Below are 19,248 nucleotides of genomic sequence, written 5' to 3' on the forward strand. Positions count from 1 at the left end.
GACGGGCCCTGGGCGGACGGCGGCTCAGCCGCAGCACCAGCACTCAGCCGCAGCACCAGCACCCCGACCAGCAGGCGCAGGGCGGTTCGCGGACGATGTGCTGCTGGTCGGCCTCCCGGCGTCGGCGGTGTTCCTCCCGGAGCCGGAGCCCGACGAGATGGGCGCCCAGGATGACGGTGAGCGCCGCGAGCTCCTCGGGCTCGGCATGTCCCCGGTGGATCCGCAGCGGCACCTCGACCCCGGGCGGACCGCCCGGGTCTGCCGAGCCGTCCGCCGCCGAGTCCACGGCTGTGCGTTCGGTGTCTATGCAGGTCACAGGCTCGACGGTAGGAGCGTGGGCGGGCGCTGTCGTGCGGGGACCGGGTCCGTGTAGGCCATTCGGGGGAACGGGGAGGCGGGGCGGGCGGGGCAAGCGGAGGCGGGGCGAACAGAGCGGGGTGCGCCCCGCCGCCGGGCCGGGTCAGGCGCAGTTGCCGGAGGTCGGCTTGTCCGCGAAACGGTCGGCGAGCCAGTCGGCGGCCGGGGTCGCGCCGACGATCGCGCCGAGGACGTGTTCGCCGAGCGGGAGGGACGTCCACTGGACGGTGGCGCCCCTGGCGCACCAGTCGGCGCGGAGCTGCTTGCCGACGCCGTACGGGATCAGCTCGTCGGCGGTGCCGTGGTAGAGGTACACGGGGGCGTCCGGGGTGCGGGTGCCGAGGTCGGAGGCGCGCAGCCGCGCCCGCCAGTCCAGCTCGTCCAGCGGGTTCCTGACGGTGACGTCGGAGATTTTCTTGAAGAGGCCGGCGACGGTGTCCGCGGCCACGCAGTTCTTCTTCATGAAGTCGACGTAGTGGCGGCCCTTGTCGTTGAGGTAGGAGTCCAGGTGCAGTTCGTGGAAGGCGGCGTTCTGGCCGACGGCGGCCATCAGGATCAGACCGGCGCCGATGTTGCCGTTGTTGTGGTCGGCGACCTTCAGCAGGTCGGCGGGCACGCCGCCGGTCGCGGTGCCCTTGACCCGGAGCTCGGGTGCGTAGGAGCGGTGCAGTTCGGCGGCCCAGCTGGTGGCCTGGCCGCCCTGGGAGTAGCCCATGATGCCGACGGGTGAGTTCCGGGTGACGCCCGAGGCGGCCGCTTCGGGCAGCCGCTGGGCGGCGCGGGCGGCGTCGAGGACGGCCTGCCCTTCGGCGCGTCCGACGGTGTAGGTGTGGTCGCCGGGCGTGCCCAGGCCCTCGTAGTCGGTGACCGCGACCGCCCAGCCGCGGGCGGTGAGCTGCTGGATGAGATTGGCCTCCATGGTGGTGCCCTTGGGGAAGCCGGCCGAGGGCGCGCACGAGTCGGCGAGCCCGACGGTGCCGACGGCGTAGGTGATCAGGGGGCGGGGGCCGGTGTGTCCGTCCTTGGGGACGATGACCGTTCCGGAGACGGTGTTGGGGGTGCCCTTGGCGGTGGTGGAACGGTAAGTGATCTGCCAGGCCCGGGTGTTGGTCGGCTCGCCGGGCAGCGGGTGGAAGGAGGTGGGGGACGACGAGACGAGGTCGCCGGGTTGGTGGTCGGCGGCCGTGCGGTCGGCGGCGGTACTGCTGCCGGACAGGCCGAGCGCCAGGGTCAGGGCGGCGACGGCGGTGAGTGCGCTGGAGCGACGGTGCATACGGGTCTCCCAACTGACGTCAGTGCCAGGGTGGTTGGGGGCGACCGTACTGACTGGCGGGTAAGGAGCGCGCTGACCGGGACGCTCAGCTTTGTTGACCCGGTGTCTCACAGCGGGGCCGTGCCGTGTGTGGCTCCTCCGTTCGTGCGGAAGGCGCCGGGGGTCGTACCCGTCCAGCGACGGAAGGCGCGGAGGAAGGCGGTGTCCTCCGAGAAGCCCATACGGGCGGCGAGTTCGGCGATCGGCTCGTGTCCGGCGGTGAGCGCGCTGATGGCCGCGTCGCGACGTACGGCGTCCTTCAGGTGCCGGTACGAGGTGCCCTCCGCCTGGAGCCGTCGCCGTAGCGTCGCCGGACTGACCGCGAGCCGGGCCGCGACCTCGGCGGCCTCCGGCAGCCGCGCCGGGGAGGGGGCGCGCAGGGCCCGGTCGAGGGTGCGCCGAACCTGTTCGGCGACGGTGGTGCCCCAGTCGCGCCGGCTGAGCAGATCGGCCGGCGCCCGCCGCAGCATCGCGGTCAGCGCGGCCTCGTCCCGTACGACGGGCGCGGCCAGCCAGTGCGGGTCCCAGCCCGCCGCGGTGTGGCGGGCGCCGAACTCCACCGGGCAGCCGAACAGCATGCCGTACTCGGCAGCATGGGGCGGCTCCCGGTGGGCGAACTGCGCCCAGTGCAGCGGGATGCGCCGGCCGATCAGCCAGCCGGCGAGCCGGTGCCAGATGATCAGGATGCATTCGGCGAGGAACTGGCCGTGGTCGTAGGGGCGCAGATCGTTGCGTACGGAGAAGACGGCCTCGGAGGCGCCGTCCGGGCCGGTGCGTAAGGTGACGGCCATCTCGGGTCCGCCGGGGAAGAGGGCGTAGAAGCGTGCCGCGCGCTCCAGGGCGGCGCCGAGGTCGTGGCAGCCCAGGCAGGCGTGGCACATCATCGCGAAGGTGCCGCGGCGGCTGGGGTACGGTCCCAGGCCCAGGAACTCGTCGTCGGTGGCGTGGTGCAGGGCCTTGATCAGCCGGGTGAACTGTTCGGGGGTGACCCGGGCGCGCTCGTCGGCCGGCAGGAGGGGCGGGATCCGGGCGGTCTGGAGCAGGGGAAGGGTGTCGATACCGCGGCGCCGGGCGCCGCTCAGCGCGGCCCGCACAAAGTGCATCGCGATCGTCAGGCGGCTCATGCCGAAACTCCCCCCGTCTCCGACCGGGGGCACCCCCACGCTTCGCTCGGCTTCGCGTTGGCTCAGCGCGCACCCTTTGATGACGAGTTCGCTGCGCTCGCTCATAGCCCGACACGGTAGCCGCCGTGAGCGGACAGGTCAGCGGGCGTGACCGTTCCCGTCACCCGCGGCCAGGGCCTGCCCGACGGTCGGACAGGCCCTGGCAGATGGCGGCGCTCCCATGACGCTTCCTATGACATGCGTCTTATGACGCCCCCTCAGCAGATCCGCGGCAGCTGCTCCCCCACCGGCAGATCGACCACCCGTGTCCCGCCGAGCGAGGTGTGGGCGACGACCATGCCGGGGTGGGCCTCGACGGCTTCGCCGATGATCGCGGCGCCGGCGCCCAGGGGGTGGGCGCGCATGGCGTCCAGTACGGCGTCGGCGTGGGCGCGGGGGACGAAGGCGATCAGCTTGCCTTCGTTGGCGACGTACATCGGGTCGAGCCCGAGGATGGCGCAGGCGTTGCCGACGGTGGGCGGGATGGGAACGGCGCGTTCCTGGAGGGCGATGCCGGTGCCGGAGGCGGCGGCGATTTCGTTGAGGGCGGCGGCCAGACCGCCGCGGGTGGGGTCGCGCAGGGCGTGCAGATCGGGCGTGACGGCGAGCATGGTCTCGACCAGGCCGCCGAGGGCCGCGCAGTCGCTTTCGATCTCGACGCCGAATTCGAGCCCTTCGCGGACGCTCATGATCGCCACGCCGTGGACGCCGATGTCGCCGCTGACGATGACCACATCGCCCGGGACGACGCGCTGGGGACGCAGGTCGACGCCGGCCGGGATCAGTCCGATACCGGCGGTGTTGAGGTAGATGCCGTCACCGTGGCCGGCCTCGACGACCTTGGTGTCACCGGTGGCCACTTCGACGCGAGCGGCGCGGGCGGCCGCGCCCATGGCCTCGGCGACGCGGGCCAGGACGGGCATGTCGATGCCCTCTTCGAGAATGAAGCCGCAGGAGAGGTAGGCGGCGCGGGCACCGCTCATGGCGAGGTCGTTGACGGTGCCGTTGACGGCGAGGTCGCCGATGCTGCCGCCGGGGAAGAACAGGGGGCGTACGACGTAGGAGTCGGTGGAGAAGGCCAGGCGCAGCCCGCCGAGGGTGAGGGCGGCGCTGTCGCCGAGCTGGGCGAGGATGTCGCCGCCGAAGGCCGGGGCGAAGATCTGCTCGACGAGTTCGGCGGACAGGGCGCCGCCTCCGCCGTGCCCCATGACGATGCGGGGCGTCTCGCGCAGCGGGGCGGGGCAGGTCCAGCCGGTGATGTCCAAGGTGGGCTCAGGCAACGGGGCTCGCCTCCAGCTTGGTGGGGGTGACGCCGAGTCGGCGGTAGAGGTAGTAGGCGGCGCAGGCCCCTTCGCTGGAGACCATGGTGGCGCCGAGCGGGGTGCGCGGAGTGCAGGTGGTGCCGAACGCCTCGCACTCGTGCGGTTTGATCAGGCCTTGCAGGACCTCGCCGCTGCGGCAGGCGGCGGGTTCGCGGGTGGCGATGTTCTCGACGGAGAAACGGTGTTCGGCGTCGAAGTCACGGTAGCGGGCGGACAGCCGCCAGCCGCTGTCGGGGATGGTGCCGATGCCGCGCCAGGCGCGGTCGGTGACCTCGAAGACGTCGTCGAGCATGGCGCGGGCGGCGGGGTTACCGCCGGCGCGTACGGCGCGCGGGTAGGCGTTGTCGACGGTGTGCTCACCGCGTTCGAGCTGGCGGACGGTGCGGCGGATGCCTTCGAGGAGGTCGAGCGGTTCGAAGCCGGTGACGACGATGGGGACGCGGAAGCGTTCGGCGAGGGCGGGGTATTCGTCCATGCCCATGACGCTGCACACATGTCCGGCGGCGAGGAATGCCTGGACGCGGCAGCTCGGCGAGGTCATGATCGCTTCGATGGCGGGCGGCACGCGGACGTGGGAGACCAGCAGGCTGAAGTTGGGGATGCGGTGCCTGCGGGCCTGATAGACCGTCATGGCGTTGGGCGGGGCGGTGGTTTCGAAGCCGATGCCGAAGAACACCACCTCGCGGTCGGGGTTCTGCCGGGCGATCTTGAGGGCGTCGAGCGGGGAGTAGACGACGCGGACGTCGCCGCCCTCGCTGCGGACGCGGAACAGGTCGCGGCCGGTACCGGGGACGCGGAGCATGTCCCCGAAGGAGCAGAAGATGACGTCGGGCCGGGCGGCGATCTCCAGGGCCTTGTCGATGACTTCGAGCGGGGTGACGCAGACGGGGCAGCCGGGACCGTGGATCAACTCCACGTTGTCCGGGAGGAGTTGATCGATTCCGTGGCGGATGATGGTATGGGTCTGGCCGCCGCAGACCTCCATCAGGGCCCAGGGCCGGGTCGCCGTGGCATGGATGTCGTCCAGCAGCCGCCGGGCCAGTTCGGGGTCCTGGAACTCGTCGATGTACTTCACCGCTGCGCCTCCTGCGCTTCGTCCTTCACGGCGGGCCCGGGGACCGTGCCCGCCTCGGCGGCGGCCGCTTCCCAGGGGTCGCCGAACTCCTCCTGGAGCAGCCCGAGTTCCTCGAAGAGGGCGAGGGTCTGCCGGGCCGATTCCTCGTCCAGGCGCTGGAGTGCGAAGCCGACGTGGACGATGGCGTACTCGCCCACCGCGAGATCGGGTACGTACTCCAGGCAGACCTCCTTGACCACGCCGCCGAAGTCGACGGTGGCCATCCGGGTGCCGTCGCGTTCCTCGATCTCCACCACCTTGCCGGGTACCGCCAGGCACATGGGTTTCTCCTCGTCGTGGGTGCGGTCGCGGGTGCGTTCATGCGTACGGTCTGTCGTGCATGCGGTCTGCCATGCGTCGGTCGGTCATGCGTCGGTCTGCCATGCGTTCGGTCTTCGGTGCGGCCGTGCAGGGTCCGGCCGTCGTGCAGGGCCCCTGCCGCTCTCAGTCGGGTCCGTCGGCCCGGCGGGCGGCGATGACGAGCTGGCCGAGGGCCAGTCCCCCGTCGTTGGGCGGGACGCGGCGGTGCAGCAGGACGGTGAGGCCGTCGGCGCGCAGCAGCCGGGCGGTGGTGGTGGCCAGCAGGGTGTTGGCGAAGACGCCGCCGGTCAGGGCGACGGTGTCCAGCCCCGTGCGGTCGCGGGCCAGCCGGCACCAACGGTGGACGAGGGCGGCGACCGCGGTGTGGAAGCGGGCCGCGATCAGAGCCGGGGCCACTCCTGCGCGCAGGTCCGCGAGGACGGCGGCGAGAACGGGGGCGGGGTCGGCGACGGCGGGCGCGGCGGGGTCGGCGGCATCGAGGGCGAAGGCGTAGCCGGGGCCGTGGTCGTCGTCGGCGGCGGTCAGGGCCGCCGCTTCCAGGGCGAGGGCGGCCTGGGCCTCGTATCCGGCGTGGTGGCACACCCCGGCCAGGGAGGAGACGGCGTCGAAGAGGCGGCCCATGCTGGAGGTGGGCACGCAGTTCAGACCGCACCGGAGCTGTTGGTGCAGGAGCCGTCGTTCGTCGGGCGGGCAGGCCGCGACCGGGGGCAGGTCCGCGGCCGCATCGAGTCCGGCGGCGTGCAGCTGCGCCAGGGCCATCCGGTAGGGGCGGCGGACGGTGGCATCGCCGCCGGGCAGCGGGACGTAGCGCAGATGCCCCAGGCGGCGGTATCCGTCGTAGTCGGCGAGCAGGACCTCGCCGCCCCAGATCGCGCCGTCGTCCCCGTAGCCGGTGCCGTCGAAGGCCACGCCGATCACCGGGCGGCTGCCGTCGAGGCCGTGTTCGGCCATGGCGGCGGCGATATGGGCGTGGTGGTGCTGGACGTGGACCACCTGCCGCTCTCCGGCGTGCCGTCGGGCCCATTGGGTGGAGCGGTAGCCGGGGTGCCGGTCGGCGGCGAGCAGTTCGGGGCGTACGCCGGTGACCGTTTCGAGATGTTCCTCGGCCCGGTGGAACGCCTGCTGGGTCGCCAGGTCGTCCATATCGCCGATGTGGGCGGACAGCCATGCCCTGCGCCCCTCCCCCAGGCACAGCACGTTCTTCAGATCGCCGCCGGTCGCGAGCGCGGGCCGTACGGGGACAGGGAGGGTCACCGGGAAGGGTGCATGGCCGCGGGAGCGCCGTACGAACAGCGGCTCGCCGTCGCAGAGGCGGACGACCGAGTCGTCGCAGGGGACCTGGATGGGGCGGTCGTGGGTGAGCCAGGCGTCGGCCAGATGGGCCAGGCGGCGCAGGGCCTCGTCGTCGTCGGTGACGATGGGCTCGCCGGCTGTGTTGCCGCTGGTCATCACGAGCAGTCCGGGCCCTGGAGGATCGCCGGGCAGGCCGAGGAGCAAGTGGTGGAGGGGGGTGTAGGGAAGCATCACGCCCAGGTCGGGGCTGCCCGGGGCGACGGCGGGTGAGAGGGGGGCGGCGCCGTGCGGGGGGCGGCGGCGCAGCAGGACGATGGGCCGGGCGGGGCCGGTGAGCAGGGCGCGTTCGGCGTCCGATACGTGTACCAGCCGTTCCACATCAGATAGTTGACGGGCCATCACGGCAAAGGGTTTGTCACCGCGGGCCTTGCGTTGGCGCAGCCGGGCGACGGCGTCGTCGTCGGCCGCATCGCAGACGAGGTGGTAGCCGCCGAGGCCCTTGACGGCGACGACGGCGCCGTCGGCGAGGAGTCGGCGGGTGGCGGTGAGCGGGTCGTCGCCGGGGCGGGGGTCCGCGCCGGTCAGGCGGAGCCGGGGGCCGCAGTCGTGGCAGGCGATGGGCTGGGCGTGGAAGCGGCGGTCGGCGGGGTCGGCGTATTCCTGGGCGCAGCGGGGGCACATGGGGAAGCGGGCCATGGTCGTCATGGCGCGGTCGTAGGGCAGCGCGGTGACGATGGTGAAGCGGGGGCCGCAGTGGGTGCAGGTGAGGAAGGGGTGGCGGTAGCGGCGGTCCGCGGGGTCGCGCAGTTCGGCGAGGCAGGCGTCGCAGGTGGCGGCGTCCGGGGCGACCAGGGTGCGGGAGGGGCCGTCGGTGCGGGAGGGGCGGATGGCGAAGCCGGTGCCGCCGGTGACGGGGATGTCGAGGACGTCGGCGCTCTCCACCATGGCGAGCGGGGGCGCGTCCTCGCGGATGCGTGCGGCGAAGCGGGCGACGGCGGCGGGCGGGCCCTCGGCCTCGGCGACGACGCCGTCGGGGGTGTTGGTCACCTGTCCGGTCAGGCCGAGTTCGGTGGCGAGGGCGTGGACGAACGGCCGGAATCCCACGCCCTGGACGACCCCGCGCACGGCGATCCGGCACCGTACGGCGGCCGTCTGCGCGGGGGCGGACGGCGCGGGGACGGCCTCCGTCGCCGCGGCATCGGCCTGCCGTACCGTCATGACTGGCTCTGCACCAGCGAGTTGGGGTCGAGCACGGAGGCGGGCTCGGGGTGGGAGTGCTGCTGGGTCATCACCGGGACATGCACGGGGGCGCCGTCGAGGGCGGCGAGCGCGCGGTCCAGCAGGGCGCCGTCGCCCTCGCCGCGCCGGGCCGAGGTGCATACGATCTCCACGCCGGGGTTGATCTGTTCGACGTGCGCGCGGAAGGCGGCCTCGTCGAATCCGACGGCCGCGGCGATATCGGTTTTGGTCACCACGACCAGATGGGCCAGCCCGAAGGCGGTGGGGTACTTGAGCGGTTTGTCCTCGCCTTCGGTGACCGAGGCGAGAACCACCCGCAGGGTCTCGCCGAGGTCGTAGGAGGCCGGGCAGACCAGGTTTCCGACGTTCTCGATGAACAGCAGCCGGGTCTCCTGGGGAAGCCAGCCGTCGAGGTGCCCGCCGAGCATCCCCGCCTCCAGATGGCACAGCCCGTCGGTGAGGACCTGTTTGACGGGCGCTCCGGAGCGGGCCAGGCGGGTGGCGTCGTTCTCGGTGGCGAGGTCGGCGGTGAGCGCCGCGACGGGGATGCCGCGCCGCCGGGCGAGGGTCAGTTCGCGTTCCAGCAGGGCGGTCTTGCCGCTGCCGGGGCTGGAGAGCAGATTGACGACCGCGGTGCCCCGGGCCGCCAGGTCCTCGCGCAGCAGACGGGCGCAGGCGTCGTTCTTGGCGAGGACGGCCTGTTGCAGATCGACGACTCGGCACATGGTGTCAGCGCTCCTGGTGGGTCGGTTGCGGCCGCGGGGCGTCGTGCCAGCTGACGCTGACGATCTGGAGTTCGCGGCCGGACAGCAGCTCGGTGTCGGCCCCTCCGCACCCGGGGCAGGTCAGCCGCGGCGGCATGCCCGTCTCCCAGGTGCGGGTGCAGGGGCGGCAGCGGGCGCGGGCGGCGACCTGTTCGATGATCAGCTCCGCACCCTCCAGCACCGTTTCCGCGCAGGCGAGTTCGAAGGAGAAGGCGAGGGCGTCGGGGACCACTCCGGCCAGTTCGCCGACCTGGAGGCGGACGCTGCTGACCGCGGTGGCCCGTTCGAACCGGGCCGCGCCGTCGATCTGGTCCACGACCGCCAGCGCGAGGGACATCTCGTGCATCGGTTTCTCTCCGGTGGGGGACGCGGGGGGTGCGGCGCGGCCCATTAGACGGCGCGGCCGCCGGGCGGCCGGGGTGCCTCGCCGGGGCGGGCCGGTGGCGTCCGCCGTTCGGTGCAGCGGGTCCGCCGCCCGGGGCGGGGCCGTCACATGGTCCGCATGCGCAGATAGCGCTTGAGGTCGGGCAGCTGGGACAGGACGGCGGCGAACGCGGCGGCGAGGACGGCGCCGAGGACGAGTTTGCGCATGGTGCGGGTTCCTCTCAGTGGTGGGTGGCGCTGGTGGGCGGGGTGTCGGCCGCGGCCGGTTCCGCCCCGCCGACCAGCCGCAGGACCAGTTCGACGGCCTCGTCGACGGCGGCGGCGACCGGCTCGCTCAGCCCCATGCGCTCCTCGACGTCGGCCGGTTCGCAGCCGACGACCAGGACGCGCTGCGGGCGGCTGCTGCCGGTGCCGGCGCTGAGCGTGTCGAGCAGCGCGAGCACGCTGTCGGGGGTCATGTGGTGGGCGTCCATCGCGGCGGGGTGCGGGGCGGCAGGGGCGGGGGCGGGGTCGGTGGCGTCGAGGAGGTAGACGGTGCCGGGTGCGCCACCGCGGGCCGTGGCGTCCACCAGGAGCACCGTGTGGTAGCCGTCGAGCATCTGGTAGGCCAGATGCACCCCGCGGATGCCGGCGTCCACGATCTCGACATGCTCGGGCAGGGGGTGTGCGGACAGCCGGCGGACTGCTTCGATGCCGAAGCCGTCGTCCCCGAGGAAGATGTTGCCGACGCCGGCGATCAGCGTCCTGGGAGGGGCATCGGGGCTCATGCCGAGAACCCGCTTGGCTCGGCCTCGCATTCGCGAGGCGCGCACCTCCGGATTGTTCGCTCGCTCACGCGTCCTCCAGGGGGGTGATCTCGTCGGGCTGGAAATACAGGAACCGGCCCTGCTCGCGGCGGATGTCGGCGCCGGGGTCCCCGTCGACGGTCACCGCGAGATGCACCCCGCCGTCCACGTCGTGCAGCACGGCCTCGACGTGTGCGGTGCGGCCGTGCAGGAACAGGTCCTGGGCGTCGGTGCGGCGCTTTCCGGGGCGCAGCCGTACCCGGCTCCCGGCTCCGACCGAGCGGCCGTCGAGGGTGATGCGGTCGCGTACGGGGTCGACGCTGCGGTCGCTCTCGGGGTCCCACCAGGGCGTTTCGGGGCGCAGCCGGGGTACGTCGGGGTGCGTGTCGTCGGGTGTGGCCGGGCCTTCCCCGGTGACCTCGCGCAGGGCCCGGACGGCGCCGTGCAGCCGTTCCAGGACCTCGGGCGGCATCGTGTCGGCGAGGTCGATGACCTCGGCGGCGCGCGCATCGGTGCCGCGGGCCTCGCGTTTCTCCTGGTCGGTGAGGGCGGCGGTGCGCAGGGTGAGGATCTCGTCGATCTCCAGGGAGTCGTAGAGCGGGCCGGGGCTTTCGGGTGCGAGGGCGGGGTGGTCCTCCAGGATGATCGGGGACGAGAGGACCACGTCGCGGTGGCCCGGTTCGCCGGCCAGTACGGGCCAGGTGTGCTCGTTGCGGCAGTCGGCGACGGCGGGGCGGGCCCACTCGGGCGGATCGGTCATGGACAGGAAGGAGCCGGCGTCGAGGCCGAGGAGGAGGTGGGCGGCCACCAGGGCGCGGGGCAGCGCGGCCGTGCGGTCGGCGGGGCCGTCGGGGGTCCAGGTGCTGGTGTTCTCGACGGTGGCGGTCAGCCGCAGCACGCGGTAGGGGCCGTCGAGTTCGGTGGCCGCGAGCCGTAGCCGCCCCTCGATCGGCGCGCGGCGGCGCACCAGCCGGCCGATCTGCCGGCCGTCCGCGTCATGGACGTCCTCGGTGTCCTCGCCGGCGGGGAGGGAGAGGGGCAGAACGTGGCCGGCGAGGAGTGCGGGGAGGTCGATGACGCAGGTGAGGCGTTCCTCGACGCCCTCGTCCCAGGGGACCAGGAGCCGGTCGGGCAGGGCAAGTTCGTCGGTGGTGGCGAAGGTGCCGTCGGGCAGCAGGCGCTGGACGGTGCGGCGCTGGGCCCGCAGGAACCGCAGTTCGGCCGAGAGGCGGGCGCCGGAGCGCGGCTCCATCAGGCATTCGGTGCGCTGGTGGGAGTGTTCGCCGCCGGCCGTGGCCCAGGCGGGCGGGACCAGGACGCCGAACTGCCAGCGCAGCCGGTTCTTGGCCGAGGAGGCGCGGTAGGGATAGAGCACATAGCCTTCGAAGAGCACCGCGTCGGCCACCCGGCGGGCCGCGGCGAAGGAGGCCGCCAGGGTGTCGGGCAGGACGCTGGTGGTCATGGTGCGGTCCTCTCGGGGACGGTCGGGTCGGGAGCGGTGGCGTCGCGGGCCGCGGTGCCGGGGCCGGGACTCGTGGTGGCGGGGCGGGCGAACGGGCGGGGCGGCGGGGGCGGTTCGCCGCGGCGGGCCTCGGCGAGCAGCGCCTCGACGGCCGCCTCCCAGGACGGCAGGGCGCGGCGCGACCGGAAGGCGAGCAGCGCATCGAGGGTCTCGCGCGGGAGCCGCAGCCAGCCGCAGCCGGGAAAGTGCGTTTCGGTCATCTCCCGCCAGACGGCGACCGGCATCCGCAGCTGGGCCTCCTTGTCCCAGGGCACCGGTGTGACGTGGAAGCCCGCGGGTCCGGCGAACACCGTCCCGGAGAACAGCAGGCGCAGCGGCGCCTCGCCGTCCTCCAGTGCGTGGAAGTACCGGGTGGCGGCGATGTCCAGGTCGCCGGTGCACGGGACGGGCAGGTCCACCTCGGTCTCGCCGGTGAAGCCGGGGACGACGACGGAAACCTGGGCGAACTGGAGGGGGTTGAGGCTGCTGCCCCAGCGGTCGCGTGTGCCGAAGAGGTCGGTCAGCGCCGCGCCCTCGTCCTGGCCGTAACCGCGGCGAGCGGGTTCGATGCGGATCTGGCAGCGCAGCGCGATGGCGTGCACGCGCTCCACTCCGGTGGCGGTGATGCGCAGCCGGAACAGGAGGGTGGGCCCGGCGGCGTACGGATCGGAGCGGACGCCCGTGCAGACGAAGGAGAGGTCGGTCACGGGCGGTCGTCCTCCCTGGGGGCGCGGGCGCGGACGGCGACCCGCCCGAAGAAGTCGTCGAGGGCGGCGCGGGCCTCGGAGCCGCCGTCGAAGCCCTGCCACAGCAGCCGCATCCGGCCGACGAGTTCGTAGCAGATGTCGACGGGCACGAGAAAGCAGTCGATCCGGCCCTCCGCGCGGCGCACCAGCAGAGCCTCCACATCGGGTTCGAGGAGGCGGGCCAGGGTCGTGGTTCCCAGGACGGTCTGCCAGGTGCCGGGGTCGAGTTCGCTCTCGGTGGCGCCGGCCGGGCTGGGGTAGAGCGCAACCAGACGGTCGAGGTCGGTGTTCTTCAAGAAGAAGGCGACGCCGACGGGGATCTGGAGGAGGTCCCAGGTCGCGGCGTCGAGGGTGTGGTCCGGATCGGTGAGATAGCGGTCCGGGACGGTACGGAACTGCCCGGCGCCCGCGCCGGGCCGCTCGAAGAGCAGGGCACAGGGGGTGCAGGCGCATGCCAGGGCGCGGCGTTTGGTGTCGACGAGGTGGCGGTGGTCGTGGTCGGCGAGCAGCGCGCCGCACAGTTCGCAGCGTTCGGGGGCGGGTGCTTGCGGTACGCGGAATCTGTGCAGGCCCCGGGCGTCGGGCGGGACGGGGCGCGCGGGCGCGGTGGGCCGGGCGCTCACGAGGCCGTGGCGGCGGTCGGCGGGCGGCGGGAGATCTGGAGCAGCGCCGGCTCCGGTGCGGCCGCGGCCTGCTCCAGCCGCACCGAGGTCACCTCGGGCGCGAAACAGGACAGCGCCTGCTCGACGGCCTGCTGGGCGGTCTGCGCCGTGCTCGGGCAGCCGCAGCCACCCGCAGCCGCGGAGCGCAGGCGCAGTGCCCCGCTGTCCGCGTCGAAGCCGGTCATCTCGACGGGATGCTGCGCCCGGACGCTGTCCAGGGCACGGCCGATGCGGGTGGTGACGTCCTCGGGGTGCAGATCGTGCAGCATCAGCAGCGAGGCCACCATCGCGTCGCCGAGCAGGGCCGGCGGTGTGCCCTTGCCGATCAGGTGCATCATCCGGGCGAGCCCGGCGCCGTAGAAGTCCATCAGGGCGCGGACGAGTTCCTCCGCGGCAGCGGCGGCCTTGTCGTCGCCGCCCGCCGCGAGCCGGTCCAGGATCTCCTCGACGCGCCGGCCGGTCGTCTCGGCGTCCGGTGCCGGCGCGGTGGCCGGGGCGCTCATCCGGCCAGTCCGCTCAGACCGGTGGGCACATGCATCTTCTCCACGGACCTGCCGTTACCGACGTACATATGCACCCCGCAGGGCAGACACGGGTCGAAGCTGCGCACGGCGCGCATGATGTCGATGCCCTTGAAGTTCTCCGGCGAGTTCTCCTCGAAGATGGGGGTGTTCTGGACGGCGTCCTCGTACGGGCCCGGGGTGCCGTAGGTGTCGCGGGTGCTGGCGTTCCAGGGGGTTGGCGGATAGGGGTGGTAGTTGGCGATCTTGCCGTCGCGGATGACCATGTGGTGCGAGAGCACCCCGCGGACGGCCTCGGTGAATCCGCAGCCGATGGACTCGTCCGGGACCTCGAACTTCTCCCAGGTCTGGGTGCGTCCGGCGCGGACCTCCTCCAGGCCCTGCTCCGCGAAGTGCAGCGCCATGGCGGCCATATACGCCTGGAAGTAGGTCCGGGCGCGGTTGCGCTCCAGCGCATTGCTCCACTTCGGGATCTTCCATTCGAAGCGGGTCTCGGGCTTGGTCATGCTGCGCGGCAGGTCGATCACGACGCTGTGGCCGGTGGCCTTGACGTACGGGGCGTCGACGAGTCCGGACAGGGCGGTGGACCACAGCCGCGCGAGCGGGCCGCCGCCGGTGTCCAGCGCCAGATGCTCCTTGCCGTCGAACCAGCGCGGCGACATCACCCAGCTGTACTTGTCGTTGAAGTCCCGCTTCTGCGGAGCGGGGATGGTGTGCTGGTTCCAGGGGTGACGGGGGTCGACGGGGTTGCCGAGCGGGTCGTGGGTGACGAACTGCTCCTGGCCTTCCCAGTCCTGGTAGTAGGAGCTGCCGAGCAGGATCCGGATGCCGAGGTTGATCTGGGTGAGGTCGTTGGTGACCAGTTTGCCGTCGACGATGATGCCCGGGGTGACGAACATCTTCCGGCCCCAGCTGCTCATGTTGCGGTAGGTGAAGTCGCAGTGCTCGGGGTCGTTGAGGGCGCCCCAGCAGCCGAGCAGCACCCGCCGCTGACCGACCTGTTCGTAGCCGGGCAGCGCCTCGTAGAAGAAGTCGAAGAGGTCGTCGTGGAGCGGTACGACGCGCTTCATGAATTCCACATAGCGCATCAGCCGGCTCATGTAGTCGGTGAACAGCTGGACGCTGGCGATGGTGCCGACGCCGCCCGGGTAGAGCGTGGAGGGGTGCACATGGCGGCCCTCCATCAGGCAGAACATCTCGCGGGTGTAGCGGCTGACCTGGAGCGCCTCGCGGTAGAACTCGCCCTCGATGGGATTGAGGGAGGTCATGATGTCGGCGATGGTGCGATAGCCGTGGTCGCCGGCGTGCGGGGCCTCCGTGCGCTGGGCGAGCTCCCACACCCCCGGATTGGTCTCGCGGACCATCTTCTCGCAGTAGTCCACCCCGACCAGGTTCTCCTGGAAGATGTTGTGGTCGAACATGAACTCCGCGGACTCGCCGAGGTTGATGATCCACTCGCCCAGGTGCGGCGGCTTGACCCCGTAAGCCATGTTCTGGGTGTAGACCGAGCAGGTGGCGTGGTTGTCGCCGCAGATTCCGCAGATCCGGCTGGTGATGAAATGGGCGTCGCGCGGGTCCTTGCCGCGCATGAAGACGCTGTAGCCGCGGAAGACGGACGAGGTGCTGTAGCACTCCGCCACCCGCTTCTGCTTGAAGTCGATCTTGGTGTGGATGCCGAGGCTGCCCACGATCCGGGTGATCGGATCCCAGGACATCTCCGTCAGACCGCTGCCGTCACCGGCCGCCTTCGTCTTCGGTGCCATCGTGTGTGCCGTGCCCTTCTGTAGCGCGCGGGAGGGGGGTCTGACGGGAGGGGGCCCGTCCGCATGAGGGGCGGGACCGAACGAGGCCCGAGGCGAGCGATGCGACCTGATGCTTCGTCAGTTCGGTTTCTGCGGTGGGGCCGTGCGACGGGTGGTGCGGCCGGCAGGTCCCCAGGTCACCAGGGCTTTCGGTAGCCGGTGGTCAGCTTGCCGCCGCGGTGGCGCCACTTGGGCTCGTGGTCCACGGTCCGGGCGGTCATATCGCGCAGCCGGCGGACGACCTTGCCGTAGGCGGAGCTGGCGGTGACGGACACCGTGGCGCCCGGCGGCTCGTCCATGAACGGCATGAACTTGTCGGGGAAGCCGGGCATGGTGCAGGCGATGCAGATACCACCGACGTTGGGGCAGCCGCCGATGCCGTCCATCCAGCCCCGCTTGGGGACATTGCATTTGACCACGGGGCCCCAGCATCCGAGCTTCACCAGACACTTGGGCGAGTCGTAGGTGGTGGCGAACTGCCCCTGCTCGTAGTACCCGGCCCGGTCACAGCCCTCGTGCACGGTGGCGCCGAAGAGCCAGGTGGGCCGCAGCTGGTCGTCCAGCGGGATCATCGGGGCCGCGCCCGCCGCCTGGTAGAGCAGATAGGTCAGCGTCTCGGAGAAGTTGTCGGGCTGGATCGGGCAGCCGGGCACACACACGATGGGGATACCGGCCTTGGACTTCCAGTCCCAGCCCAGATAGTCGGGCACCCCCATCGCGCCGGTGGGGTTGCCGGCCATGGCGTGGATGCCGCCGTAGGTGGCACAGGTGCCGATCGCGACCACGGCCAGCGCCTTGGGGGCGAGCCGGTCGATCCACTCGCTGGTGGTGATCGGCTGGCCGGTTTCGGGATTGTCGCCGAAACCGCACCAGTACCCTTCCGGCTTGATCGACTCATTGGGGATGGACCCCTCGACGACCAGCACGAACGGGTCGATCTCGCCGCGCTCACCCTTGAAGAACCACTCGATGAACGTGTCCGCGCCCTGCGTCGGACCGCATTCGAAGTCGATCAGCGGCCAGTGCACCTGGACCTTGGGCAGGCCGGGCAGCACGCTGAGCGCGATCTCCTCGATGCTCGGCTGGGTCGCCGCGGTCAGCGACACCGAGTCGCCGTCGCAGCTCAGGCCCGCGTTGATCCAGAGCACATGAATGGGGGCCGCGTCCTCGTCGGACGGGCTCCCGTCGGCTTTCGCGCGGTCGGCGGCGGTCGACGGTGCTGCATCCATGGGGATGCCTCCTCGCGGGGCGCAGGTCAGGGGCGGTGCAGGGGCAGGCAACGACTGCGCCCGAAGGCGCATACGACGGCGTGCGGTTCCCTTGGTAACACCGACTGCCCCACCGTGCGCGAGCACGCGGGCCGTTCAAGTGACAGGTGCGTGGCGTGCGGGGCACGGGCCCCGGAGAGACGCTGGCCTGCACATACGGCGGGCCACGCCCCGGCGGACAGATGCCGCCGGGCGTGGCCCCTACCGCCTCCGGGTGCGATCCCGTGAGGCGTGTGGACGTACTGCCCCCGGTGCGTCAGCCCAGGGAGCCGGGCTGCACGGACGTGACATCGAACTGTCCGCCGCACACCCGCAGCCCGCCGCTGCCGGTGGTCATCGAGTTCTTGGAGCCGGGCGGGTAGACGAAGACCAGCTGCGACTTGGACCAGCAGGGCGTGTCGGAGACGCCTTCATTGACGGTGTGCAGGACGGCGTGTGCGCTCTGCCCGGGCTGGAGGCGGACGCTGCCGCCCGCACCGCCCGAGCGGGTGGCGGGCTTGCCGACCGTGGAGCCGTCGCGCTGGATCAGCGAGACCCCGGGGAAGCCGCGCAGCGAACAGGCCGTCTTGCCCTTGTTGGTGAAGACGAGCGGGATGTGGATGTTGCCCGCGCCGATGTCCAAACGGCCCAGGTGCAGCGACATGTTGTCCGCGGTACAGCGGTCCGAGGCGGTCGTCGCCGAGGTGTGGGACTGGGCGGCGCCCGGGGCATGGGGTCCGGGCTTGCCGCTGGCCGACTTGCCTCCGGCCTGGGAGGAGGGCCCGGCCGCGGCGGAGCGGCTCTGGCTGCCGGACGGGCGCATGCCGTTGCCGGACGACTGCGAGCCGTGGCCGGAGTCCTGGCTGTGGGCCGTGGCGGAGGCGGAGGCCGACGAGGAGTGGGACGCGGAGTCCGTTCCGCTCTGGCAGGCGGTGAGGCCGAGCGCCGCGACGGCGATCAGTGATCCGGCGGCGACCCGGCGGCCGCGGCCGAGCGTGGTGCTGGTGAGCGACATGGTCTCTGTCTCCCCCTCGTCTGGTGGTTGCGCGCCCTGTCGGGGTGGCGGGTGCGCACGGTCGGTCCGTCTCCTTCCAGCGTGACCCCGGGCACTGCCGGTCCGCTAACGAGGCGCTAACGCCCGGCTAACGGGCCGGAGCGCCCGGCCGCGGCCGCGCCCCGGCGCACCACCGGCGTTCGCGCAGCGCACCGCCACGGACGTCATCGACCGTAATCGAACGGTCACCAATGGCCCACAGATGGCCGGGCCGAATATTGACGGAAATCGGACGGTTGGGACGGGCGCGCACCCTCCTTCCTCCCCCGGCCACGGCGCCCCGCACCCCCGCCGCCCGTTACCCGCTACCGCCCGGCGACCGCCTCCCGGCTGACGGCCTCCCGGCCGAGCGCCGCCCGGTTGACCGCCGACAGCACGGCCCGCACGGAAGCGGTCAGCACCGAGGTGTCCCGGCCCGCGCCGGCGCTCCAGATGGCAGTGCATGTACGCGATCTGGTCGGCGTACACATGGGGCGTGGCGATCTCGACCGTGGCCGGCAGGTTGTGGACGACCGGACGCTCCGGTGAGGCGTCCCACAGCCGCGACAGTCCGTTGCAAATGTCCAGGCAACAGGAAGGCCACATCCGACCATGCGTGACCTCAACGGAAAGACGGCGCTGGTAACAGGATCCAGCCGCGGCATCGGCCGGGCCATCGCCCAGCGCCTCGCCCGCGACGGTGCGCTGGTCGCCGTGCACTACCACAGCAACGACACCGCGGCCAAGGAAACGCTGGAGGCCATCACGGCCGCCGGCGGACGGGCCTTCACCATAGGAGCCGAACTCGGGGTGCCCGGTGACGCCGAGGCCCTGTTCGCCGCCTTCGACACCGAACTCGCCGCGTGCGGCGCCGAACCCGGCCTCGACATCCTTGTCCACAACGCGGGGACCAGGTTCCGCGGGCGCATAGGCCAAGCCACGGAAGAGGAGTTCGACCGCACCATCGCCCTCAACGTCAAGGCACCGTTCTTCCTCATCCAGCACGGTCTGCACCGGATGCGGGACGGCGGACGCATCATCAACGTCTCGTCCGCGGTGACGAGTTTGGCGTACCCCACGCAGATCGCCTACAACGTGGCCAAGGGCGGGCTGGAGACCCTCACCCGCACCCTCGCCAAGGACCTCGGCGAACGCGGGATCACGGTGAACACCCTCGCCCCGGGTTTCGTCGAGACCCATGTGACCGCGGCGCGGACGGCGACGCCCGAGGGACGGGCGGCGCTGGCGGCCTATTCGGTCTTCGACAGCGTCGGCCAACCCGCCGACATCGCCGATGTCGCCGCCGTCCTCGCCTCCGACGACTCCCGTTGGGTCACCGGGCAGCGCATCGACGTCAGCGGCGGTTCCACGCTCTGACGCGGCCGGGCCCACCGACGTCTTCGATGCCACCGGCCGGCGCGCCCCGCCCCGCGCGCATCAGGCCGGCGGCATCGGCCACTCGTCAAGGTTCCCGCCCCGCCATTCGACCAGGCGCGGATCGTCGAGCTCGATTTCCTCGGCCGAGCCGGCGATGCCCGCGCGGCGGAGGAATTCGGCGACATCGCCCCGGCCGTGCGCCAGGCCGACGATCTGCCCACGTACGGTCACGCGTCGGCCGCCGGACGGCGTCGGCGGATGCACGATGACAGGCGGGTGCTCGGTCATGAGTACAGCCTGCTCCG

The 19,248-nt window shown here is 72.3% G+C and carries 20 protein-coding genes; 1 reads left to right on the plus strand and 19 read right to left on the minus strand.

Annotated features, from left to right (window positions below; translation table 11 throughout):
• Positions 1-43: 43 nt before the first annotated feature.
• The 18 genes from SNA_RS16380 to SNA_RS16460 form a co-directional block, all read right to left on the minus strand.
• The gene (locus tag SNA_RS16380) at positions 44-316 is read right to left on the minus strand and encodes an acyl-CoA carboxylase epsilon subunit (protein WP_157879944.1); all 273 of its coding nucleotides are present in this window, start codon (positions 314-316) and stop codon (positions 44-46) included.
• A 144-nt stretch (positions 317-460) separates the two neighbouring features.
• Positions 461-1,630, minus strand: coding sequence for a lipase family protein (locus tag SNA_RS16385; RefSeq protein WP_044365615.1), 1,170 nt, complete (start codon positions 1,628-1,630; stop codon positions 461-463).
• A 107-nt stretch (positions 1,631-1,737) separates the two neighbouring features.
• Positions 1,738-2,793 carry an AraC family transcriptional regulator gene (locus SNA_RS16390; protein WP_044365616.1) on the minus strand — a complete coding sequence of 352 codons (1,056 nt, stop codon included), beginning with the start codon at positions 2,791-2,793 and terminating at the stop codon, positions 1,738-1,740.
• 257 nt (positions 2,794-3,050) lie between these two features.
• Positions 3,051-4,112, minus strand: a complete 1,062-nt coding sequence (hypE, locus tag SNA_RS16395; RefSeq protein ID WP_030071464.1) for a hydrogenase expression/formation protein HypE — start codon at positions 4,110-4,112, stop codon at positions 3,051-3,053.
• Positions 4,105-5,229, minus strand: a complete 1,125-nt coding sequence (hypD, locus tag SNA_RS16400; protein WP_030071465.1) for a hydrogenase formation protein HypD — start codon at positions 5,227-5,229, stop codon at positions 4,105-4,107. The genes hypE and hypD overlap by 8 nt, the downstream gene beginning before the upstream one ends.
• Entirely contained in the window at positions 5,226-5,549 is a 324-nt protein-coding gene (locus tag SNA_RS16405; RefSeq protein WP_030071468.1) for a HypC/HybG/HupF family hydrogenase formation chaperone, read from the minus strand. The genes hypD and SNA_RS16405 overlap by 4 nt, the downstream gene beginning before the upstream one ends.
• Before the next feature lie 163 nt (positions 5,550-5,712).
• On the minus strand, positions 5,713-8,100 hold the full coding sequence (gene hypF, locus SNA_RS16410) for a carbamoyltransferase HypF (RefSeq protein WP_044365617.1): 2,388 nt from the start codon (positions 8,098-8,100) through the stop codon (positions 5,713-5,715).
• On the minus strand, positions 8,097-8,846 hold the full coding sequence (gene hypB, locus SNA_RS16415; protein WP_030071472.1) for a hydrogenase nickel incorporation protein HypB: 750 nt from the start codon (positions 8,844-8,846) through the stop codon (positions 8,097-8,099). Before hypB ends, hypF begins: the two co-directional genes overlap by 4 nt.
• Before the next feature lie 4 nt (positions 8,847-8,850).
• Positions 8,851-9,231 (minus strand): hydrogenase maturation nickel metallochaperone HypA, encoded by a 381-nt coding sequence (hypA, locus tag SNA_RS16420; RefSeq protein ID WP_030071473.1) that lies wholly within the window; start codon positions 9,229-9,231, stop codon positions 8,851-8,853.
• A 143-nt stretch (positions 9,232-9,374) separates the two neighbouring features.
• Entirely contained in the window at positions 9,375-9,476 is a 102-nt protein-coding gene (locus SNA_RS45190; protein WP_420823484.1) for a DUF6893 family small protein, read from the minus strand.
• A gap of 14 nt (positions 9,477-9,490) precedes the next feature.
• A complete protein-coding gene (locus SNA_RS16425) occupies positions 9,491-10,036 on the minus strand; it encodes a hydrogenase maturation protease (protein ID WP_044365854.1) in 546 nt (181 codons plus the stop codon).
• Positions 10,037-10,100: 64 nt separating this feature from the next.
• The gene (locus tag SNA_RS16430) at positions 10,101-11,516 is read right to left on the minus strand and encodes a hypothetical protein (protein WP_030073226.1); all 1,416 of its coding nucleotides are present in this window, start codon (positions 11,514-11,516) and stop codon (positions 10,101-10,103) included.
• Positions 11,513-12,262, minus strand: a complete 750-nt coding sequence (locus SNA_RS16435) for a DUF6084 family protein (RefSeq protein WP_078969952.1) — start codon at positions 12,260-12,262, stop codon at positions 11,513-11,515. The genes SNA_RS16430 and SNA_RS16435 overlap by 4 nt, the downstream gene beginning before the upstream one ends.
• The gene (locus SNA_RS16440) at positions 12,259-12,924 is read right to left on the minus strand and encodes a DUF5947 family protein (RefSeq protein ID WP_037794494.1); all 666 of its coding nucleotides are present in this window, start codon (positions 12,922-12,924) and stop codon (positions 12,259-12,261) included. Before SNA_RS16440 ends, SNA_RS16435 begins: the two co-directional genes overlap by 4 nt.
• Positions 12,921-13,466: a NifU family protein gene (locus SNA_RS16445; RefSeq protein WP_044365618.1), complete on the minus strand. Its 546-nt coding sequence runs from the start codon at positions 13,464-13,466 to the stop codon at positions 12,921-12,923. The genes SNA_RS16440 and SNA_RS16445 overlap by 4 nt, the downstream gene beginning before the upstream one ends.
• Entirely contained in the window at positions 13,463-15,247 is a 1,785-nt protein-coding gene (locus SNA_RS16450; protein ID WP_030073230.1) for a nickel-dependent hydrogenase large subunit, read from the minus strand. The genes SNA_RS16445 and SNA_RS16450 overlap by 4 nt, the downstream gene beginning before the upstream one ends.
• Before the next feature lie 176 nt (positions 15,248-15,423).
• Positions 15,424-16,515, minus strand: a complete 1,092-nt coding sequence (locus tag SNA_RS16455) for an NADH-quinone oxidoreductase subunit B family protein (protein WP_030073231.1) — start codon at positions 16,513-16,515, stop codon at positions 15,424-15,426.
• Between the two features lie 295 nt (positions 16,516-16,810).
• Positions 16,811-17,548 carry a DUF4232 domain-containing protein gene (locus tag SNA_RS16460; RefSeq protein WP_030073232.1) on the minus strand — a complete coding sequence of 246 codons (738 nt, stop codon included), beginning with the start codon at positions 17,546-17,548 and terminating at the stop codon, positions 16,811-16,813.
• A 630-nt stretch (positions 17,549-18,178) separates the two neighbouring features.
• On the opposite strand from SNA_RS16460, the gene SNA_RS16465 reads away from it, so the two are divergent.
• A complete protein-coding gene (locus tag SNA_RS16465) occupies positions 18,179-18,943 on the plus strand; it encodes an SDR family oxidoreductase (protein WP_030073234.1) in 765 nt (254 codons plus the stop codon).
• A 60-nt stretch (positions 18,944-19,003) separates the two neighbouring features.
• On the opposite strand, the gene SNA_RS16470 is transcribed toward SNA_RS16465, so the two are convergent.
• Positions 19,004-19,231: a hypothetical protein gene (locus tag SNA_RS16470; protein WP_030073235.1), complete on the minus strand. Its 228-nt coding sequence runs from the start codon at positions 19,229-19,231 to the stop codon at positions 19,004-19,006.
• Positions 19,232-19,248 lie beyond the last annotated feature (17 nt).

The organism is Streptomyces natalensis ATCC 27448 (assembly GCF_000935125.1).
Classification (GTDB): domain Bacteria; phylum Actinomycetota; class Actinomycetes; order Streptomycetales; family Streptomycetaceae; genus Streptomyces; species Streptomyces natalensis.